The organism is Nocardiopsis sp. LDBS1602 (genome assembly GCF_035818715.1).
Lineage (GTDB): Bacteria > Actinomycetota > Actinomycetes > Streptosporangiales > Streptosporangiaceae > Nocardiopsis > Nocardiopsis alba.
In genome coordinates, this window is the sequence record NZ_JAYLVW010000003.1 from 633,563 (window position 1) to 651,471 (window position 17,909).

Consider the following 17,909-nt stretch of genomic DNA (forward strand, 5'->3'; position numbering starts at 1 on the left):
ATCCGCGTGAAACCATGCGCGTCCTTCCCGGATTCCTCCAGTATCCGCTCACGATATTCACCGGAAAGCCGATCTCCGGACAGGGTCCTTTGAGCTGGTGGACACCCGGATTCCACCTGGCCGGAGCCTGTTCCTCCATGCTGATCGGTACCGTGATCAGCACCGTCGGTCTGGTCCTCTCCGGTTTCTGGCTCCTGCTCCTGCTCCCGGGCTGGGCCGTCACTCTGCACGGCATGCGCAACCTGCGGATGATGGTCTATCACCAGTGCGCCCACCGCAATATGTACCGTCGGCGTCGTCTGGACGCCGCGATCGGCCGGGCCACCTCGGGTCTGCTGATCATCCAGCACTTCGGTCGGTACAGCAAAGAGCACGTCAGCGACCATCACGCGGCACACCACATGACGCTGCGCGACCCCACGGTCCAGGCGTTCCTGGTGAGCCTGGACCTGCACCCGGGGATGACCCGCCGTCGGATGTGGCGCCGTGTCCTGGGCAAGATCTTCTCGCCCTGGTTCCACCTGAACTTCATGGTGGCCCGTATCCGGTCCTTCTGGCACGGGTCGGACATCAGGGAGAAGGCGATCGCGGTCACCCTCTACGGCGGGGCCGCGACCATCACCATCGTCACCGGTACCTGGCACATCCTGCTCGTCGCCTGGATCGTCCCGCTCTTCCCGTTGTTCCAGGTGAGCAACACCCTGCGTCTCTGCGTCAAGCACACCTTCCCCTCCCAGGACGTGACCGTGCACCGGGGCAAGGAGTACTTCGGCAGCCTGACCAACGCCATCTTCATCGGTGAGCCCGCCCCCTCGCCCGATCTGCCGACCGCCCGCCGCCTCGCGGCCTGGGCCCGATGGACCACGCGCATGCTGTTCGTGCACGCGCCCGCGCGCTACCTCGTCCTGACGGGGGACACGGTCGTGCACGACTACCACCACCGCTACCCGGCCACCCCCAAGTGGGCGAACTACATCTTCGAACGCCAACTGGACGCCGACCGGGGCAGCCCCGGCTGGCCGCCCTACCACCAGGCCTGGGGACTGGTCCCCGCCGTCAACCTGGTCTTCGACTCGCTGTCCGTCGCCGACCCGGAGAAGTACGACGTCGAACGGTTGCGCGAGGTCAGCAAACGCGAACTGTTCGCCGCGTTCGACGACTGATCCCACGTGCCCGCGGCCCGGTTCTCCTCCGCCGAGACCGTCGCACGGACAGGCCCACCAGACCTCCGAGAGTCGCACATGACATGAGGAACGAACCCGTGACCCGAACAGTCATTCTCGGCATGGCGGCCAGCGACGCCCACGTCGTGGCCAACCAACTCATCGCCCACTCCCTGCGCTCCCAGGGTTTCCACGTGGTCAACCTCGGCGCCTGCACCTCGATCGCCGAGTTCGCCACCGCGTACGACGAACACCCCGACGCCGAGGCCGTCATCATCGGCAGCCTCAACGGACACGCCTACGAGGACCTCCAGGACCTGCCCGCGGCCCGGGCCGACGGCCTGCTGGGCTGCCCGGTGATCCTCGGCGGCAACCTCTCGGTGGGAAGCAACAAGGAAGCGGTCGACGATGAGCGGTTCCACGCGCTCGGAGTCGAGATGATCCTGTCCGATCCGGAGCTGCTCCCGGCCACCCTGGACGGGTTCCGTTCCCCCAGCGCGCGGCCGGCCGAGGTCCGGTGAACGGCGTCTCGCCTCCGCCGATCCCCCCGGACCCTCCGCCGCTCGCGGAGACCATCGCCTACGTCCGAGGGTTGGGGAAACCGACCGCCGCGGAGGTCCTGCGCGCGGCGCGCGACGCGGGACGCGTGGCCCTGCAACCGCGCTGCGGTGTGGGGTCGCACAGCCAGATGACCACGTTGCTGCGGGACCTGGAACGGCATGCCCGGCCGGACATCCTGACGCTCACCATCGATTCCCACACCCGCCTACGACGTTTCGACAACGCCCGCGCCGTGCTCCTGCGCAACCCCGCCGAACTCAACGGATACCCCCTGGTCACGCATGGATGGCCCAGGGGGCGGGAGTTGAACGAGGCCGTGTCCGTACCCCTGGAGGTGCGGCATGGTTCCCCCGACGCGCGCCGACTGTTCGAGACCTCGGTGGCCTCGGGCATCACCTCCTTCGAAGGGGGAGGGATCTCGTACAACCTCCCCTACTCGAAGGCGGTGCCCCTGAGCGAGTCGCTGGCGGCGTGGCGGGACGTGGACGCGCTCTGCGGAGAACTGGCCGAGCGAGGTCTGACCATCGACCGCGAACTGTTCGGCACGCTCACCGCCGTGCTCGTGCCCCCGTCGATATCCCTGGCCATCAGCGTTCTGGAGGCCGTGGCGTCCACTCGGGAGGGCGTGCGCTGCGTCTCCGTGGCCTACCCGCAGGGCGGTCACTTCGAGCAGGACGCGGCCGCCCTGCGGGCCATCCCCGTCCTGGCGGCCCGCTACCTCCCCGAGGAGGTGGAGGTCCACGCGGTACTGCACGAGTTCATGGGGCTCTTCCCCAAGGAGAGGTCGCACGCCGAGGACCTCATCCTCTACGGAGCGCTGCTCGCCCGACTGGGCGGTGCCACCAAGCTGATCACCAAGACCTACCTGGAGGCCTACGGGATCCCCGATACACGCGCCAACATCGACGGTCTCCTGCTCGCCTCCCGGGCCAACTCCCCGCTCCTGGACTTCATCTCCTTCGACGAGGACCGCGTGGGCGCCGAACTGGAGTGGGTCCTGGAAGAGGTGGCGGAGATCGTGGAGCCGGTCCTCGAGGCCCCCGACCTCTACGAAGGGATCGAGTCCGCCTTCGAACGGGGCCGACTCGACATCCCCTTCAGCGCCAGCCGGTACGCGCGCTCGGCGATCATCCCGCGCCGAGCGCCCGACGGCGCCATCCGTTACCTGGAATCGGGGGCGCTGCCCTTCTCAGAACGCACGCTCCGTCGCAACAGGGAGAGCCTCGCCGACCGGGGCGACCCCTCCGACATGGGGGCCATGGTCAAGGGCCTGACCTCCGACATCAACCACTTCCTGAACATCTTCGGGGAGGGCGCCGGGGCACCGCCCCGGCCCGACCCCGAGGTCGTAGAGCAGTACCGCCACACCTGATGCACAGAGGAATCCACATGACAGATCAGCCTCGTCCCCGACTTCTCTTCGTCGGAGGGGCCGGAAACGCCACCCTCGCCGTCGACGTCGTCGGAACGGCGATCCGTGAGGCACGCGAGCGTGGCCTGGAGGTCCACGTCACGAACCAGGAGGCCACCCTGGCGGCGACGCCGTCCATCACCGAGCTGGCCGACGAGGCCTCCGCCGTCGACTTCGAGGTCCGCGGCGCGAGCGCGGCGTGGGCGCGCGAACAGGTCGCGGCGGGGAACCGCTTCGATGTCGTCTTCGGGGTGCGGGAGATGGCCCAGGAGGCGGTGGCCGAGGTCGCGGCCGCGCTGGGGCGCCCCGGGAACTCCCCGAAGGCGGTCCACCGGGTCCGGACCAAGGACGAGGCACGGGCGGAGCTGGCCGCCGCCGGGTTCCCCCAGCCGCGCTTCCTGGTCTGCTCCGACGTGGCCGAGGCGTACGACTTCCTGGAGGGGTCCACCGGGCCCTGGGTGGTCAAGCCGCGCGACGCCATGGGCAGTGAGGGGGTGACCCGGATCACCTGCCCGGACGACCTCGCCGGCGCGCTGGAGTTCCTCCCGGAGGGGAGCCGGGGCGCCTTCATCGTCGAGGAGTTCGTGGAGGGGCCCGAGTACAGCGCGGAGGGCGTCTTCCTCGGGGGAGCCCCCCACGTCCTCGCCCTCACCTCGAAGGAGCTGCTGCCGCCGCCGAACTTCTTCGAGACCGAGTACGTCATCCCCGCGATCCTCCCGGATGAGACCGCGCGGGAGATCGAGGCACAGGTCGTGGCGGCCCTCACGGCGCTGGAGCTGGGTTACGGGCAGTTCCACGTGGAGCTGTGGTGGACCGAGCGCGGCGTCGTCCTGGGCGAGATCCACGTCCGTAACGCGGGCGGCTGGATCCATCGCATGCTGCCGCACGTCATCCCCGGTCTGGAATGGTTCGGCCTGGTCTACGACGACGCGCTGGGCACCCCCGTCGACCTGGAGGCGCTCCGGCCTCGCCGGGGGGCCGCGATCCGTTTCCTCACCCCGCCCTCGGGCCGTCTGGTGGCGGTCGAGGGTTGGGACGAGGTGCTGGCCCATCCGAACGTGATCCACGCGGAGCTGGCGATCGCTCCGGGCGCCGTCATCGAACCGCACCGTTCGGTCGGCAATCGGGTGGCGCACATCCTGGTCGGCGCGGACACCCCGGAGGAGGCCCGGGACCTCGTTCGGGCGCTGGAGGAGTCGGTGCGGTTCGTCACGGAGCCCGTGGAGGGCTGACCGGACGGATCGAACGGTGTCTCTTGAGGGGGTGGTGCCCGCGACGTGCGCGCGGGTACCGCCTCCGATCGAACGGAGGCATGAAAAAAGGCCCTGCGAACAGGGCCTTCTCTTGGTGTCCGAGGGGGGACTTGAACCCCCACAGCCTTAACGGCCACTAGCACCTCAAGCTAGCGCGTCTACCTATTCCGCCACCCGGACGTGGGTGTCTGGCGCTTCCCGCGCCGAACAGGTTCAACCATAGCAAAGGTCTGAGGGCGCCTGAACCGGTTTTCCGCCGAGGGGTGGGCGTGGCAGTGTCTAGGACGAAAGGTGCGGCCGGAGACGGGAGAACCAGATGGTGGAACCGACCAGGGATCTGAGCGCGGCGGAGGACGAGGTCGTCGACCTGTGCCGAGAGCTCATCGAGTTCGATACCTCCAACTACGGTGACCATTCCGGGCCCGGAGAGAGGAAGGCCGCGGAGTACGTGGCCGGCCGTCTCGACGAGGTCGGGGTGGAGTCGAGGATCTACGAGAAGCACCCCGGGCGCAGCAACGTCGTGGCGCGGATCACGGGCGAGGACTCCGGTCGTCCGCCACTGCTCATCCACGGTCACCTCGACGTGGTGCCGGCCGCCCCCGAGGACTGGACGCACCATCCCTTCGCGGGCGAGGTCGCCGACGGGTGCGTGTGGGGCCGCGGGGCGGTCGACATGAAGAACATGAACGCGATGGTCCTGGCGATGCTGCGGCAGCGGCTGCGCGACGGGCGCCGTCCTCCGCGCGACATCGTGCTGGCCTTCCTCGCGGACGAGGAGGCGGGCGGCACCTGGGGCGCCCAGTACCTGGTGAACGAGCACCCCGAGCTGTTCGCCGACTGCGACTCGGCCATCAGCGAGGTCGGCGGTTTCTCGTTCACCGTCAACGAGAACCGGCGCCTGTACCTGGTGGAGACCGCGGAGAAGGGCATCGCGTGGATGAAGCTCACCGCGCGCGGCACCGCGGGACACGGGTCGATGACCAACAAGGACAACGCCGTCACCGAGTTGGCGGCCGCGGTGGCCAGGCTGGGGGAGCACGAGTTCCCGCTCCAGCTCACCCCGACCGTGCGGACCTTCATGGAGGAGATCTGCGAGGAGTTCGGGATCCCCTTCGACGAGAAGGACGTCGACGCCACGGTGGCGCGCCTGGGCCCGATCGCCAAGATGATCGGCGCCACGCTGCGCAACACCCTCAACCCGACGGTGCTCGGCGGCGGTTACAAGGCCAACGTCATCCCGGGTGAGGCCACCGCGCAGGTGGACGGTCGTTTCCTGCCGGGCACCGAGGACGAGTACTTCGCCAAGATCGACGAGCTGCTCGGCCCGAAGGTGAGTCGCGAGTTCATCCACCACCTGCCCGCGGTGGAGACGTCCTTCGACGGCGGCCTGGTCAACGCCATGTCCGAGGCGCTGCTGGCGGAGGACCCCGGGGCCAAGGCGGTCCCGTACTGCCTCTCGGGGGGCACGGACGCGAAGAGCTTCTCCAGGCTGGGGGTGCGCAACTACGGGTTCTCTCCGTTGCGGCTGCCGCCGGAGCTGGACTTCGCCGGCATGTTCCACGGAGTGGACGAGAGGGTCCCCGTGGACGGCCTCCGGTTCGGTGTCCGCGTCCTGGACCGTTTTATTGACATGAGCTGACCGAAATTTTTCGGGCTTAGGCCCCTGAACTGGGACGAACCGTGCTGAGAAATTCTCAGCACGGTTCGTTTTTCCACCTGAGATAACTCAACGTGATGCTACGGTTGCTTTCAGTGCGAGGGTGCTTCGGGATCTCCCGGGGTATCGACGCGCGACCGCGGGCCGAGTGCCCGTACGGGACCGTCCGGTGGCAGTGACGAGGAAAGGGGCATCCATGGTGCTCGCGAGTCGGGGGTGGCCGTTCAACGGCCTCGCTGCTCGCAACGCCCGTGGTGCCTACGCCCGTCTGCTGCTCCTGTCCGGGATCGTCGCCGTCGCGTGGCTGGCCGGGGGCATGGGTGTCGCGCACAGCGAGACCACCGCCGACTCCGGCGGTCTCGTCGACAGTGTCCTGGGGGTCGGCGAGGTCGCCGAGCGTACGGGACAGACGGCCGCGGACGAGGTCCGGCAGGGACGTCTCTCCGAGACCACGGCCCGGGTCACCGACTCGACCGAGGCCCTCGCCGACGGCGTCTCTCCGCACACCTCCGGTCTGCCGGTGGGAGAGCTCCGGAACGGCGGCGTCTCCTCGGCCATCGAGGGATCGGCGATCGGCTCGGTCGCCGACGACGTCGTCACCGACACCGCCAAGGTCGTCGACGGGACCGCGCGCGGGGCCTCCGGCCTCGTCGGCGGGGTCGCCCGTACCGGCCAGGGCGTCGTGGAGGCCACCGACGAGTCCCTGCGCGAGGCCGCCCTGGTCGACAGTGTCACCGAGGGGCTCTCCGAGTCCGTCGGCCACGGTCTGTCCGACTCCGTCGCCGAGGCCGGCGCGCCCTTGGGGCTGCCGATCCTCGGAGCCTCCGACGAGACCGAACCGTCCTCCGTCCCCGAAGAGCGCCCCGGCGCCCAGCGTGAGGACGAGGAGGGGGAACGGCACCGTTCCCCGATCGAGGCCGGAGTCCCGGCCCACGTGGTCGAGGCCGGATGGCGTGTGGCCGCCGAGGCCGCGCAGTCCGTCGCTCGACAGACCGCCGAAGAGGACGCCTCCGCCGAGCGCGTCCGCCTGATCGGTGGCGGTTCCCAGCACCAGGCCGGACCCGACGCCACCGGTGCGTCGGCCCCGTCCTTCCCCGCTCCCGGCGCCGCCGGGTTCCTGATGAACCGCTCCGGGCACCTGGTGTTCCGGATCCAGCGGGTCGCCCTTCCCGGCGACCCCACCCTGGTCGTCCGCGACGCCGCGGACGACCCCTCCTACTCGCCCGACTAGTCGCTCCCCCGCAGGGATCGCGGCCGGTCGGTGCGTCTCACGCACAGCCGCTCCACCGCTTCGAGGTGGGCGTGCTTCTCTCCCGGGCTCTTGGGGTCGGGAACCGTCCGCGGTCCACGAGTGACGAACAGTTCTTCTCTCTTCCTCGTCGACCAAAGGACACGACACCCGATGAACCAGACGATCCACGCCCGAGTCACCGCCCTGATCGCCGCCGGACTCCTGGCCACCACCGTTTGCGGCACCGCCTACGCCGACACCGTCACCAGCGGCAACGGTTCGCTCGGCGGCGGCAACCAGCTCGTGGTCGACGGCGACGTGCCGGTCAACCTCTGCGGTAACGCCATCGCGGTGCTGGGCATCGCCGGCGCCTCCTGCGCCGGTGGTGAGGCCAAGGTCGTCGAGAAGGACGACCCCGCCCCGGAGAAGACCCCGGAGAAGGAGAAGGACAAGGACGACGGCGGCTACGAGGGCCACGTCCCCGAGGACGAGGAGACCCCGGGCGTTCCGGAGACCCCCGAGGGCCCGGTCGGGGAGACGCCTCCCGCGGGTCCGTCCGAGACCCCCGAGGACGACCGCGACGGCCAGACCGAGGAAGAGGAAACGGTCACCGAAGAGGAGAAGACTCCGGTGTCCGAAACCCCCGCCACGGACGCTCCGACGGCCCCCGCGATGGCCGACGGACCCGCCGCTCCGGAGGGCGACGACAGCCGCCTCGCGGTCACCGGCGCCGACCAGAGCTCGCTGACCGGCATGGTGGCCGCCGCCGCCCTGGCCGTCGCCGCCGGCGTGGGTCTGCTGCTCTTCGGCAAGCGCCGCAGGGCCCGCGCCTGATCGGCCTCCCGGGCCTTCGGGCCCGGGGGTTGACGCGAGTCCCGTAGCACCGGCCGAGGCCACGTGCTCGGGGTTCACGTCAGCCGCCGCTCAACCAGAGCGGAGCTGATCGACGGGGTGAGGGCGTCCGTGAACGCAGCCAGCGAGAACGCGACGCGACCGCACCCGACAGACCGGCAGACCACGCACCGACCAGGTGCGGAGCCGACCGGATGATCCCCGGCCTCGGTCGAAGGCCCGCGTTCCATCCAGGGACGTGGAACGGCCTGTGGCCCACGCACGACACCTTCTCATCTACTCGTTTCCTCGAAAGGACTTCCCACATGCGTAAGTGGGCTGGCACCTCCGCGAAGTCCATGCTCCTGGCGGCCGGTTTCGTCGCTCTGGGCACCGGCGTGGCCTTCGCCGACTCCGACGCGGCCACCTCGGGCAACGGCTCGGTCCTGGGCGGCAACCAGGCCGTCGTCAACGCCGACGTCCCCGTCAACGTGACCGGCAACGCCATCGGCGCCGTCGCCGGTATGGCCGGCGCCTCCAGCACCGGCTCCGACGCCAAGGTGATCGACCACCAGCACAACGAGGTGCACACCTCGGGCAACGGCTCGGTCCTGGGCGGCAACCAGCTCGTGATCGACGGCGACGTGCCGGTGAACGTCACCGGTAACGCCATCGGCGCCGTCGGAGGTGTGGCGGGGGCCTCCTCCACCGGCAGCGACTCCAAGGTCGTGCACGACGGGCACCACCACAAGCACGACGACCCGGACGTCGCCACCTCGGGCAACGGGTCCCTGATCGGCGGCAACCAGCTCGTCGGCGACCTGGACGTTCCCGTGAACATCTCCGGTAACGCCATCGGCGCCGTCGGCGGCGTGGCCGGCGCGGCCGCGACCGACGCCGACGCGATCGTGCGCAACCACCAGAGCGCCCCCGTCGAGCACCAGAGCGCGCCGGTCGAGCACCAGAGCGAGGCGATCACCGCCGCCGACCTGCTCGGCGAGGCCGTTTCGAACGCCAGCATCCTGCCCGACACCTCCGGTGTGGACGCCGGCGTGCTGCGTCAGTCGGCGCCCGTCCGCGAGCACCAGTCGGTGGCCACCTCCGGCAACGGTTCGGCGCTGGGCGGCAACCAGCTCGTCGCCGACCTGGACGTCCCCGTGAACGTGGCCGGTAACGCGATCGGCGCCGTCGGCGGCGTGGCCGGCGCGGCCTCCACCGACAGCGGGGCCACGATCAAGGAGGTCGAGAACGACGTCCGCAGCTCCGGTAACGCCTCCCTGGCCGGTGGCAACCAGCTCGTCGCCGACGCCGACATCCCCGTGAACGTGGCCGGCAACGCCGTCGCCGCGGTGGCGGGCGTCGCGGGCGCGAGCTCCACCGGTGACGAGGCCAAGGTCGTGCACCAGAGCGCCGAGACCGAGGCCCAGTCCTCGGCTCTGGACGGCGTGCCGCTGGTCGACCAGCTGCCCGAGGTGCCCGTCTCCGACATGCTGCCCGTCGGCTACGACCTGAGCGAGACCACCGCCCAGGCCGTCGAGACGCACGCGCCCGAGCGCGCCTCCGAGCTGCCCGACGCCTCCGAGATCCCGTCCGTCGACCCGGTCGGTGACCTGCTGGGCGCCGTGGGCGTCGGTCTGTAGGACCGACGTGGGCCGTTGAGGGCCCACGCGGGGGGTGCGCCGGACACGGTCGCCCGCCGGACCGGGGAGGAACGACCCGCCGTTCCGTGAGGAAAGCGGTGGACTGCGGTGGGTCGGGCTTCTCCGGAAAAGGCGGGGATCGCCGTTCGAAGCACCGGTCCCGCGAGCGGCACGCGGATGCCGTACGCGTCGGGCCGAGGGGTCGCCTTCGCTCTCTCCGTTCCGTGAGGAACGCGGTGGACTGCGGAGAGGGGAAGGTGACGATCGGAGGCCCGTGACGTGAGTCGAGTCCTCCCGGGAATAACCGGGAGGACTCGCCGCATTCCCAGGGTCAAGACACGCCTACCGTCGACAAGTGTGACGCAAGTCATAAAGATGGTGTGTTCGAAGTGCTCGTCCGAGTCGACGGCGGCGGCGACGAGAGGGACGCCATGGTCGCTCTCGCTCATTACGGGCCGGTACCGGTTCCCTGAGCGCTTATTCTGCGGATGCCGGTGGGTGCGAGGGTGACGGACCATCGAGGGACGATCCCTCACGAGGCCGCCCCGATCCGCTCACCGACGGGGGAATGCCTGTAGTTCGGTTACTGTCGGTTCCCACGGGAGCCGAAGGACCGCGGCCGACAGAAACACGTAAGGCTAGACGTAGGGGAAACAGCGTGCCACCCACGAAGGGCAGCGCCGGCAAGAACGGCTCGAAGGACAACGGACGCCAGGGAGCGGGCACCGCTCTCGTCATCGTCGAGTCACCGGCCAAGGCCAAGACCATCGCCGGTTACCTGGGGCGCGGCTACGTCGTGGAGTCCAGCATCGGTCACATCCGTGACCTGCCGACGAAGGCCGCGGAGATCCCCGCCAAGTACAAGGGCAAGCCCTGGGCGCGGCTGGGCGTCGACGTCGACGGCGACTTCGAACCCCTCTACGTCGTCAACACCGACAAGAAGGCCCACGTCAAGAAGCTCAAGGAGCTCATGGCCGAGGCCGACGAACTCCTGCTCGCCACAGATGAGGACCGCGAGGGCGAGGCCATCGCCTGGCACCTGCTGGAAGAGCTCAAGCCCAAGATCCCCGTCCGACGGATGGTCTTCAACGAGATCACCAAGGACGCCATCAGGCACGCCGCGAACAACACGCGCGACCTCAACGCCCGTCTGGTCAACGCCCAGGAGACCCGACGCATCCTGGACCGTCTCTACGGCTACGAGGTCTCACCCGTGCTGTGGAAGAAGGTCATGCCCAAGCTCTCCGCGGGGCGCGTCCAGTCCGTGGCCACCCGCCTGGTGGTCGAGCGCGAGCGCGAGCGGATGGCCTTCACCTCCGCCGAGTACTGGGACCTCAAGGCGGTCTTCGACGCCACCGGTTCCGGAACCGTCGACGGTCCCAGCACCTTCCCCGCCACCCTGGCCTCCGTCGACGGCAAGCGCGTGGCCGCGGGCCGAGACTTCACCGCCCAGGGCACCATCCGCTCCGACCGCGACGTGCGCCACCTCGACGAGGCCGCCGCGCGCGGGCTCGCCGAACGTCTGACCGGCGCCGGATTCGCGGTCTCCTCGGTCGAACGCAAGCCCTACCGCCGTTCGCCCTACGCGCCCTTCCGCACCACCACCCTCCAGCAGGAGGCCTCCCGCAAGCTCAACCTGTCCGCGAAGCAGACCATGCAGGTCGCCCAGCGGCTGTACGAGAACGGGTACATCACCTACATGCGAACCGACAGCACCACGCTGTCGGACAACGCGATCAAGGCCTCGCGCGACCAGGTGCGACGCCTGTACGGCGGCGACTACCTGCCGGACCGGCCGCGCGTGTACGCCAAGAAGGTCAAGAACGCCCAGGAGGCGCACGAGGCCATCCGTCCGGCGGGCGACAGCTTCCGCACCCCCGCCGAGACCGGTCTCAGCGGCCCCGAGCTGCGGCTCTACGAACTCATCTGGAAGCGCACCGTCGCCTCCCAGATGAAGGACGCCATCGGAGAATCCGTCACCGTCCGCATCGAGGGCACCTCCAGCGGCGGAGAGGTCGTCGAGTTCAGCGCCGGCGGCAAGATCATCACCTTCCACGGCTTCCTCAAGGCCTACGTCGAGGGCTCCGACGACCCGGCCGCCGACCTCGACGACCGCGAGCGTCGCCTCCCGGCCGTGTCCGAGGACGACCCGGTCAAGGCGGAGAGCCTGGAGGCCGAGGGCCACAGCACCCGCCCGCCCGCGCGCTACACCGAGGCCACGCTGGTCAAGGAGCTGGAGGAGCGGGAGATCGGCCGCCCCTCCACCTATGCCTCCATCATCGGCACCATCCTCGACCGCGGCTACGTGTTCAAGAAGGGCACCGCCCTGGTGCCCTCCTTCCTCGCCTTCGCCGTGGTGCAGCTCCTGGAGCGGCACTTCGGGAACCTGGTGGACTACGAGTTCACCGCGCGCCTGGAGGACGTCCTCGACGGCATCGCCCGAGGCGAGACCGAGAGCCTGCCCTGGCTGCGCCGGTTCTACTTCGGGGGCCAGGCCCCCGGAGGCGAGGAGGAGACGGGTCTCAAGGACCTGGTGGGCGACCACCTGTCCGAGATCGACCCCAAGGAGGTCAGCTCCCTGCCGCTGCCCGGCACCGACATCGTGCTCCGCGTGGGACGCTACGGCCCCTACCTGGACCGTGAGGGCGTCCGGGTGAACGTGCCCGAGGACCTGGCCCCCGACGAGCTCACCAAGGAGAAGGCCGAAGAGCTCTTCGCCCAGCCCAGCGGAGACCGGGAACTGGGGACCGATCCCGAGACCGGGCGCACGATCGTGGCCAAGTCCGGCCGCTTCGGCCCCTACGTCACCGAGATCATCCCCGAACCGGAGGAGCCCGAGGGCGAGACCAAGCCCAAGAGCAAGGCGAAGGCCAAGGTCAAGCCGCGCACCGGCTCCCTGCTCAAGAGCATGGACCTGGACACGGTCACCCTGGAGGACGCGCTGCGCCTGCTGTCCCTGCCCCGTGTGGTCGGGCAGCTCGACGGTGAGGACGTCACCGCGCAGAACGGTCGTTTCGGCCCCTACCTCAAGAAGGGCACCGACAGCCGCTCCCTGGAGAACGAGGAGCAGATGTTCACGGTGACCCTCGACGAGGCCCGTGCCATCTTCGCCCAACCCAAGCAGCGTGGCCGCCGCGCCGCGGCCCCGCCGCTGCGCGAACTCGGCGAGGACCCGGCCTCCGGCGCCAAGATGGTCGTCAAGGACGGTCGCTTCGGCCCCTACGTCACCGACGGCGAGATCAACGCCTCCCTGCGCAAGGGCGACGAGGTCGAGTCGATCACCGACGCGCGCGCCGCCGAACTCCTCGCCGAACGCCGGGCCAAGGCGCCCGCCAAGAAGAAGGCCCCGGCCAAGAAGACGACGGCGAAGAAGACCACCGCCAAGAAGACCACGACGAAGAAGACGACCACGACCACCACCAAGAAGGCGACCACGCGCAAGACGGCCGCCAAGAAGACCGGAGAACCCAAGACCGGCGAGTAAAGAGGTTCGGGCACCGGGAGTGTTCGCTTTGCGCCTCCGCTGGCGCTTCGGCGCGTGTTCGGGCGCCCTAAGAGGGAGCGTTCTTCATCCTCGTCCACGCCTGGCTCGTTCCTCGCGGGCGGCTTGACTCGTCTTGCAGAACACTCCCGGCGCCCGAACGGGCAACCCCCCGTGGCGAGGTAGGAGACCGTGTGCAGCGACCCCCTGGGGTACCGGAGGGTGCGGACTCCCACCTTCACCCCCAGGGGGGGGGTGACCGGTACGCGATCTCCTACATCGACCCCCAGGGGTCAGGTGGTCGGGTCGAGGGTGTGCCGTGGGGGTTTCGTGACGTATACGGAACCTGACGGCCTGTCGGGGGTGGGGCTTCCGTACTACGCTGAGTGTGACCGGTGGGGGCGCTGAAACGAGTGCGCACCCCAGAGGCGCCCCCCGTTTTCTTGGACAGGTGTCCGATGCCCGTCATGTCCTATCCCCCTCGTCGATAATCTTGAGCGCTATGAGCAGATCTGCACCCCTGGGAGCGCCGGCCGAGGCGCAGAACGTCCTCGCGATCACACCCTTCCGAAGGCTGTGGGTCTCGCTTTCCCTCTCCAGCCTGGGTGACTGGCTGAGCCTGCTGGCGATGGTGTCCCTCGCGGCCATCTTCACCGCCGACGGCTCCCCCCTCGTCCACTACCTCGCGGTGGCGGCGGTCGTCGCCATCAAGCTCGCCCCCGCGATCCTCCTGAGCCCCCTGGCCGGGATCGTCGCCGACCGGCTGGACCGGCGGTGGACGATGGTCGGCGGCGACGTCCTGCGAGGCCTCCTCTACGTCTCCATCCCCGTCGTCGGTCTGCTGTTCCCGGGCTTCGCCCTCCAATGGCTGCTGATCGCCGGCCTCCTGGCGGAGATCGTCGCCCTCTTCTGGACCCCGGCCAGGGACGCGACCATCCCCGGTCTGGTCCCCAAGAGGATGCTGGGGCAGGCCAACCGGCTCACCCTCCTGGCCACCTACGGCGCCGCCCCGATCGCGGCCCTGCTCTTCGCGGCCCTGGCCTCGATCAGCAACCTGCTGGGCGTCCTGATGCCCTCGATGGCCGCCCCCGAGGCGGACGTCGCCCTCTACCTGAACGCCCTCACCTTCTTCGTCGCCGCGATCGTCGTCGCGACCCTGCCGCTGCCCAAGCACGCGGTCTCCAAGACCCTGCTGAGCCCCAACCGCGACGCCGAACTGCTGCGCTCCATCGGCCGCGGCCGTGAGGCCGTCGGCTCGGGCCCGCTCGCGCGCGGCGTCGTCATCGCCCTGGCGGTCACCGCGGCCGCCGGTGGTCTGGTGATCGGCGTGGGTCGTCCGCACGTGGAGCACCTCGGCGCGGGCAACGCCGGTTTCGGTGTCCTGGTCGCCGCGCTCTTCCTCGGTCTGGGCCTCGGCCTGGTGGCCGCCCCGCGCGTTCTGAAGAAGTTCAGCCGCCGCCGTTTCCTCGGCCTGTCCGTGGTGCCGGTCGCGCTGGCCCTGATCATCACCGGGGCGATCGGCGACATGGTCCTGTCCGCCGTCCTGGCCCTGGTCCTCGGTATGGGCGCCGGCCTGACCTGGGCGACCGGGACCCGGCTGATCGAGATCGACGTGGAGGACGAACAGCGCGAGCCCGCGTTCGCCCTCCTTCACGCCACCGGCCGGATCGCCCTGCTCGCGGCGGCGATCCTGGCCCCGCTGGCGGCCGGTCTGGCCGGCGACCACGAGATCCCGCTGGGAGGCCCGCTCAGCTACGACCTGAACGGCAGCGGAGTGGTGCTGCTGGTCGGCGGTCTCCTCGCCCTGATCCTGGCCGTGGTGAGCTATCGACAGGCCCAGGGCGACGACCCCGAGGCCGGCCCCGGCCTGTTGCCGGAACTGTTCGCGGCCCTGCGCGGGATCGACCCCGAGGTCGACGAGGGGGAACGCCCCGAGATCACCGGCACCTTCATCGTCCTGGAGGGCGGCGAGGGCGCGGGCAAGTCCACCCAGGTCCGCGACCTGACGGTGTGGCTGCGCGAACAGGGCTTCGACGTCGTGGGAACCCGGCAGCCGGGCGCCACCAAGCTGGGGATGCGGCTCCGCGGCATCCTGCTCGACCGGGAGAACTCCCACATCACCGACCGGGCCGAGGTCCTGCTCTACGCGGCCGACAAGGCCGACCACGTGGAGCAGGAGATCCTTCCGGCCCTGCGCCGGGGCGCGGTGGTGATCAGCGATCGCTACATCGACTCCATGCTCGCCTACCAGGGCGCCGGGCGCTCCCTGGACACGGAGGAGGTCCAGGAGATCAGCTCCTGGGCGACGCAGGGGCTGGTCCCGGACCTGACGGTGTTGCTGGACGTACGGCCCGAGGACGGTCTGTCCCGTCTGGGCGGCCCGGCCGACCGGATCGAGTCGGAGTCGGTCGAGTTCCACGACCGGGTCCGCAAGGGCTTCCGGGCGCTGGCCGAGGAGCACCCGGAGCGGTACCTGGTGTTGGACGCCCGTGAACCACAGGAGAAGATCGCCCGGGAGATCCAGCGACGGGTGCGTCCGCTGCTGCCGGACCCGATCGACGCGGACTCGGAGGCGGTCACCGGCATGATCCCGGTGATCAAGCCCGAATAGGAGCGTGATCGAGGGCCCCTCGCCGATCTTCGGTGAGGGGCCCTCGTCGTGTCAGCGGGTGAGGGTCCAGTCGCCGCCGCGGCGGGCCCCGATCTCCAGGACGACCGTCCCCTCCCGCAGGGGCGCGCTCTCGTCGAGGGGCCCGTCCGACAGGACCATCGAGTCGCCGAGGTCCTCCAGGGTCCGGCTCCTGACGCTGAACGGCCCCTCCTCCTCGTAGGTCATCCTCAGGTCGTCCATGTCGTTGGGCGCCCACCAGAGCTGGACGACCTCGTCACCGGAGCCGGAGAAGACATCGTCCTCCGGTTCCCAGGGGACCGCGGCCGTCAGAGGTTCCACGACGAGCTCCCAGGCGCCTTCGGCCTCGACGCTCAGGTAGGCGATCTCCTCGTGCTGGAACGACGGGCCGAGCAGGCGACGTCCTTCATAGGGGCCCTCGGCCCATTCCACCCGGTTCATGGTCTCGCGGTCGGATTCCATGGCCCACACCATGAACTCTCCTTCCCCTTCATGGCGGAAGGAGAGGATCCGGGTGTCCTCGAAGGGGTCTCCCAGGTCGAGGAGGGTGTCACCGGTGCCGGAGCCCGACAGGGCCTCGGGTTCGGGGAAGGGCGGTGGATCGATCGCCTCCGGTGTCCCCCTCCGTTCGGTGGGCTCGTCGTCCACCCCACCGGCCTCGACGGTCGTCTCGGGGGTCGTGGGCGAGGCGTCGGCCGTAGGGGGTTCCGAGGCGCCGTCGGGGCCCGATCGAAGGAGGGCGGCGATGGTGACCAGGACGAGGAAGACGGTCGCCAGACCGGCGCCGCCCAGCGCGACGAGGGTTCCGGTGGACAGACGGTGGGAGGCGGGTCCGGAGGGAGGGGGTGCGGTCACGAGGACTCCGTGCTCTCGGGGGACGACGAGGCTCCCATTGTGACCGCTCGAAGGATCCCCGTCGTGGCCCGGGCCGGAGGCGGTTGCCCCCGGCCCGGCTCATCGGGTCAGCGGGTGAAGGTCCAGTTCCCGTCCGCCGTCACCGCGAGCAGCAGCGTGCCCGCGGCCAGGGAGACCTGTCCTTCGTAGGCGCCGATCTCGTTGACGAGCAGGTCCCGGTCGGTGCTGGTGTAACTCCAGATGGCGAAGTTGCTCGCTCCGTCGTGCGTCATGCTCAGAGCGGTGATGCCCTCGGGGGTCCAGGCCAGTTGGACGACCTCGTCCCCGGCACCGACGAATTCGTCCTCGTCCTCCCCCCACGAGACGGCGGTGGACAGGGGCTCCAGGGTGATCTCCCAGGATCCGTCCGCGCTGATCTCCAAGGCGGCGGCCTCCTCGCGCTCGCCGGCGTTGTAGAGGACCCGGCCCTCGTAGGCGCCGATGACGTTGGCGAGCATGTCGCTGTTGTCGCCGCCGGAGGTCAGGGTCCGCACGGTGAAGTTCGAGGCTCCGCCGTGGCTCAAGGTGGCGATGCGGGCGTCGTCATGGAAGTCGATCTCGACGACGGAGTCGCCGACCCCGCTGTACTCCAACGTCTCGGGCTCGGGGAACGCCGGCTCCTCCTCCTCTTCCTCCTCCACGGCCTGTTCGTTCTCCGCCTCGGTGACGGCCTCCGGTGCGGACGTGGCACGGGGCTCACGAGGGGGGTCGTCCGAGAGCACCGACATACACGCCCCCATCAAGAGGAGGACGAGAAGGATGACGACGGCCCCTCCGCAGCCGAGAGCGGCTTTCGCGCCGGTCGACATACCCCGCTTCGGGGAGGGCGCCGGGGGGTTCTGGGCCGGTCCGTGCGGCCCGGGGCCGTAAGGGCCCTGGGGGTACGGGGAGCCCGGGCCGTGGGGCGGGTGCGGTGGGGGAGGTGGCTGGGACATGGTCGCTCCGACCGTTTCGGGGGACAGGGGGATGCCACGGATGCGGAGCGGGCGCGTGTGGTCGAGCACCAATCTAGTCGAAATGCCCGAAGGGTTGGGTTCTGGGCGCTGCCGGCCTCGCCCCCTGGGAGGTGCGACGGCCGAAGGCCCACAGGGAAGAGGGGCTGTGGAAAACGGTCCGGGTGTCGTCGGGGACTTCTATCCTGGGGACGGACATTCCACG

At 69.9% G+C, this 17,909-nt stretch carries 12 protein-coding genes and 1 tRNA gene; 10 read left to right on the forward strand and 3 right to left on the reverse strand.

Going from position 1 to position 17,909, the window contains the following annotated elements:
* The first annotated feature begins 14 nt into the window (after positions 1-14).
* From U9J66_RS14860 to U9J66_RS14875, 4 genes are all read left to right on the forward strand, one after another.
* Positions 15-1,163 carry a hypothetical protein gene (locus U9J66_RS14860; protein ID WP_014909382.1) on the forward strand — a complete coding sequence of 383 codons (1,149 nt, stop codon included), beginning with the start codon at positions 15-17 and terminating at the stop codon, positions 1,161-1,163.
* A 98-nt stretch (positions 1,164-1,261) separates the two neighbouring features.
* Positions 1,262-1,684 carry a cobalamin-dependent protein gene (locus U9J66_RS14865; RefSeq protein WP_108914127.1) on the forward strand — a complete coding sequence of 141 codons (423 nt, stop codon included), beginning with the start codon at positions 1,262-1,264 and terminating at the stop codon, positions 1,682-1,684.
* Positions 1,681-3,096, forward strand: a complete 1,416-nt coding sequence (locus U9J66_RS14870; protein WP_326337950.1) for a methylaspartate mutase — start codon at positions 1,681-1,683, stop codon at positions 3,094-3,096. Before U9J66_RS14865 ends, U9J66_RS14870 begins: the two co-directional genes overlap by 4 nt.
* A 17-nt stretch (positions 3,097-3,113) precedes the next feature.
* On the forward strand, positions 3,114-4,367 hold the full coding sequence (locus tag U9J66_RS14875; protein WP_326337951.1) for an ATP-grasp domain-containing protein: 1,254 nt from the start codon (positions 3,114-3,116) through the stop codon (positions 4,365-4,367).
* Between the two features lie 113 nt (positions 4,368-4,480).
* On the opposite strand, the gene U9J66_RS14880 is transcribed toward U9J66_RS14875, so the two are convergent.
* A tRNA-Leu gene (locus U9J66_RS14880) sits at positions 4,481-4,568 on the reverse strand.
* Positions 4,569-4,704: 136 nt separating this feature from the next.
* Between U9J66_RS14880 and U9J66_RS14885 the strand changes: the two genes are divergently transcribed.
* The 6 genes from U9J66_RS14885 to tmk all read left to right on the forward strand — a co-directional run bounded on the left by U9J66_RS14885 (position 4,705) and on the right by tmk (position 15,839).
* Entirely contained in the window at positions 4,705-6,027 is a 1,323-nt protein-coding gene (locus U9J66_RS14885) for a M20/M25/M40 family metallo-hydrolase (protein WP_042282232.1), read from the forward strand.
* Between the two features lie 214 nt (positions 6,028-6,241).
* Positions 6,242-7,276 (forward strand): hypothetical protein, encoded by a 1,035-nt coding sequence (locus U9J66_RS14890; protein WP_041561830.1) that lies wholly within the window; start codon positions 6,242-6,244, stop codon positions 7,274-7,276.
* Between the two features lie 171 nt (positions 7,277-7,447).
* A complete protein-coding gene (locus U9J66_RS14895; protein ID WP_014911328.1) occupies positions 7,448-8,110 on the forward strand; it encodes a hypothetical protein in 663 nt (220 codons plus the stop codon).
* A 323-nt stretch (positions 8,111-8,433) separates the two neighbouring features.
* Positions 8,434-9,747, forward strand: coding sequence for a hypothetical protein (locus U9J66_RS14900; RefSeq protein WP_041561831.1), 1,314 nt, complete (start codon positions 8,434-8,436; stop codon positions 9,745-9,747).
* Positions 9,748-10,405: 658 nt separating this feature from the next.
* Complete coding sequence (gene topA, locus U9J66_RS14905; RefSeq protein ID WP_326337952.1) at positions 10,406-13,231, forward strand: type I DNA topoisomerase; 2,826 nt, start codon at positions 10,406-10,408, stop codon at positions 13,229-13,231.
* A gap of 499 nt (positions 13,232-13,730) precedes the next feature.
* Positions 13,731-15,839 carry a dTMP kinase gene (gene tmk, locus U9J66_RS14910; protein WP_161111164.1) on the forward strand — a complete coding sequence of 703 codons (2,109 nt, stop codon included), beginning with the start codon at positions 13,731-13,733 and terminating at the stop codon, positions 15,837-15,839.
* A gap of 51 nt (positions 15,840-15,890) precedes the next feature.
* Here tmk and U9J66_RS14915 read toward each other — a convergent pair whose 3' ends face one another.
* Both U9J66_RS14915 and U9J66_RS14920 read right to left on the reverse strand, forming a co-directional pair.
* Positions 15,891-16,712 (reverse strand): hypothetical protein, encoded by an 822-nt coding sequence (locus U9J66_RS14915; protein WP_326337953.1) that lies wholly within the window; start codon positions 16,710-16,712, stop codon positions 15,891-15,893.
* A 107-nt stretch (positions 16,713-16,819) separates the two neighbouring features.
* Positions 16,820-17,479, reverse strand: coding sequence for a hypothetical protein (locus U9J66_RS14920; protein WP_326337954.1), 660 nt, complete (start codon positions 17,477-17,479; stop codon positions 16,820-16,822).
* Positions 17,480-17,909: the final 430 nt, after the last annotated feature.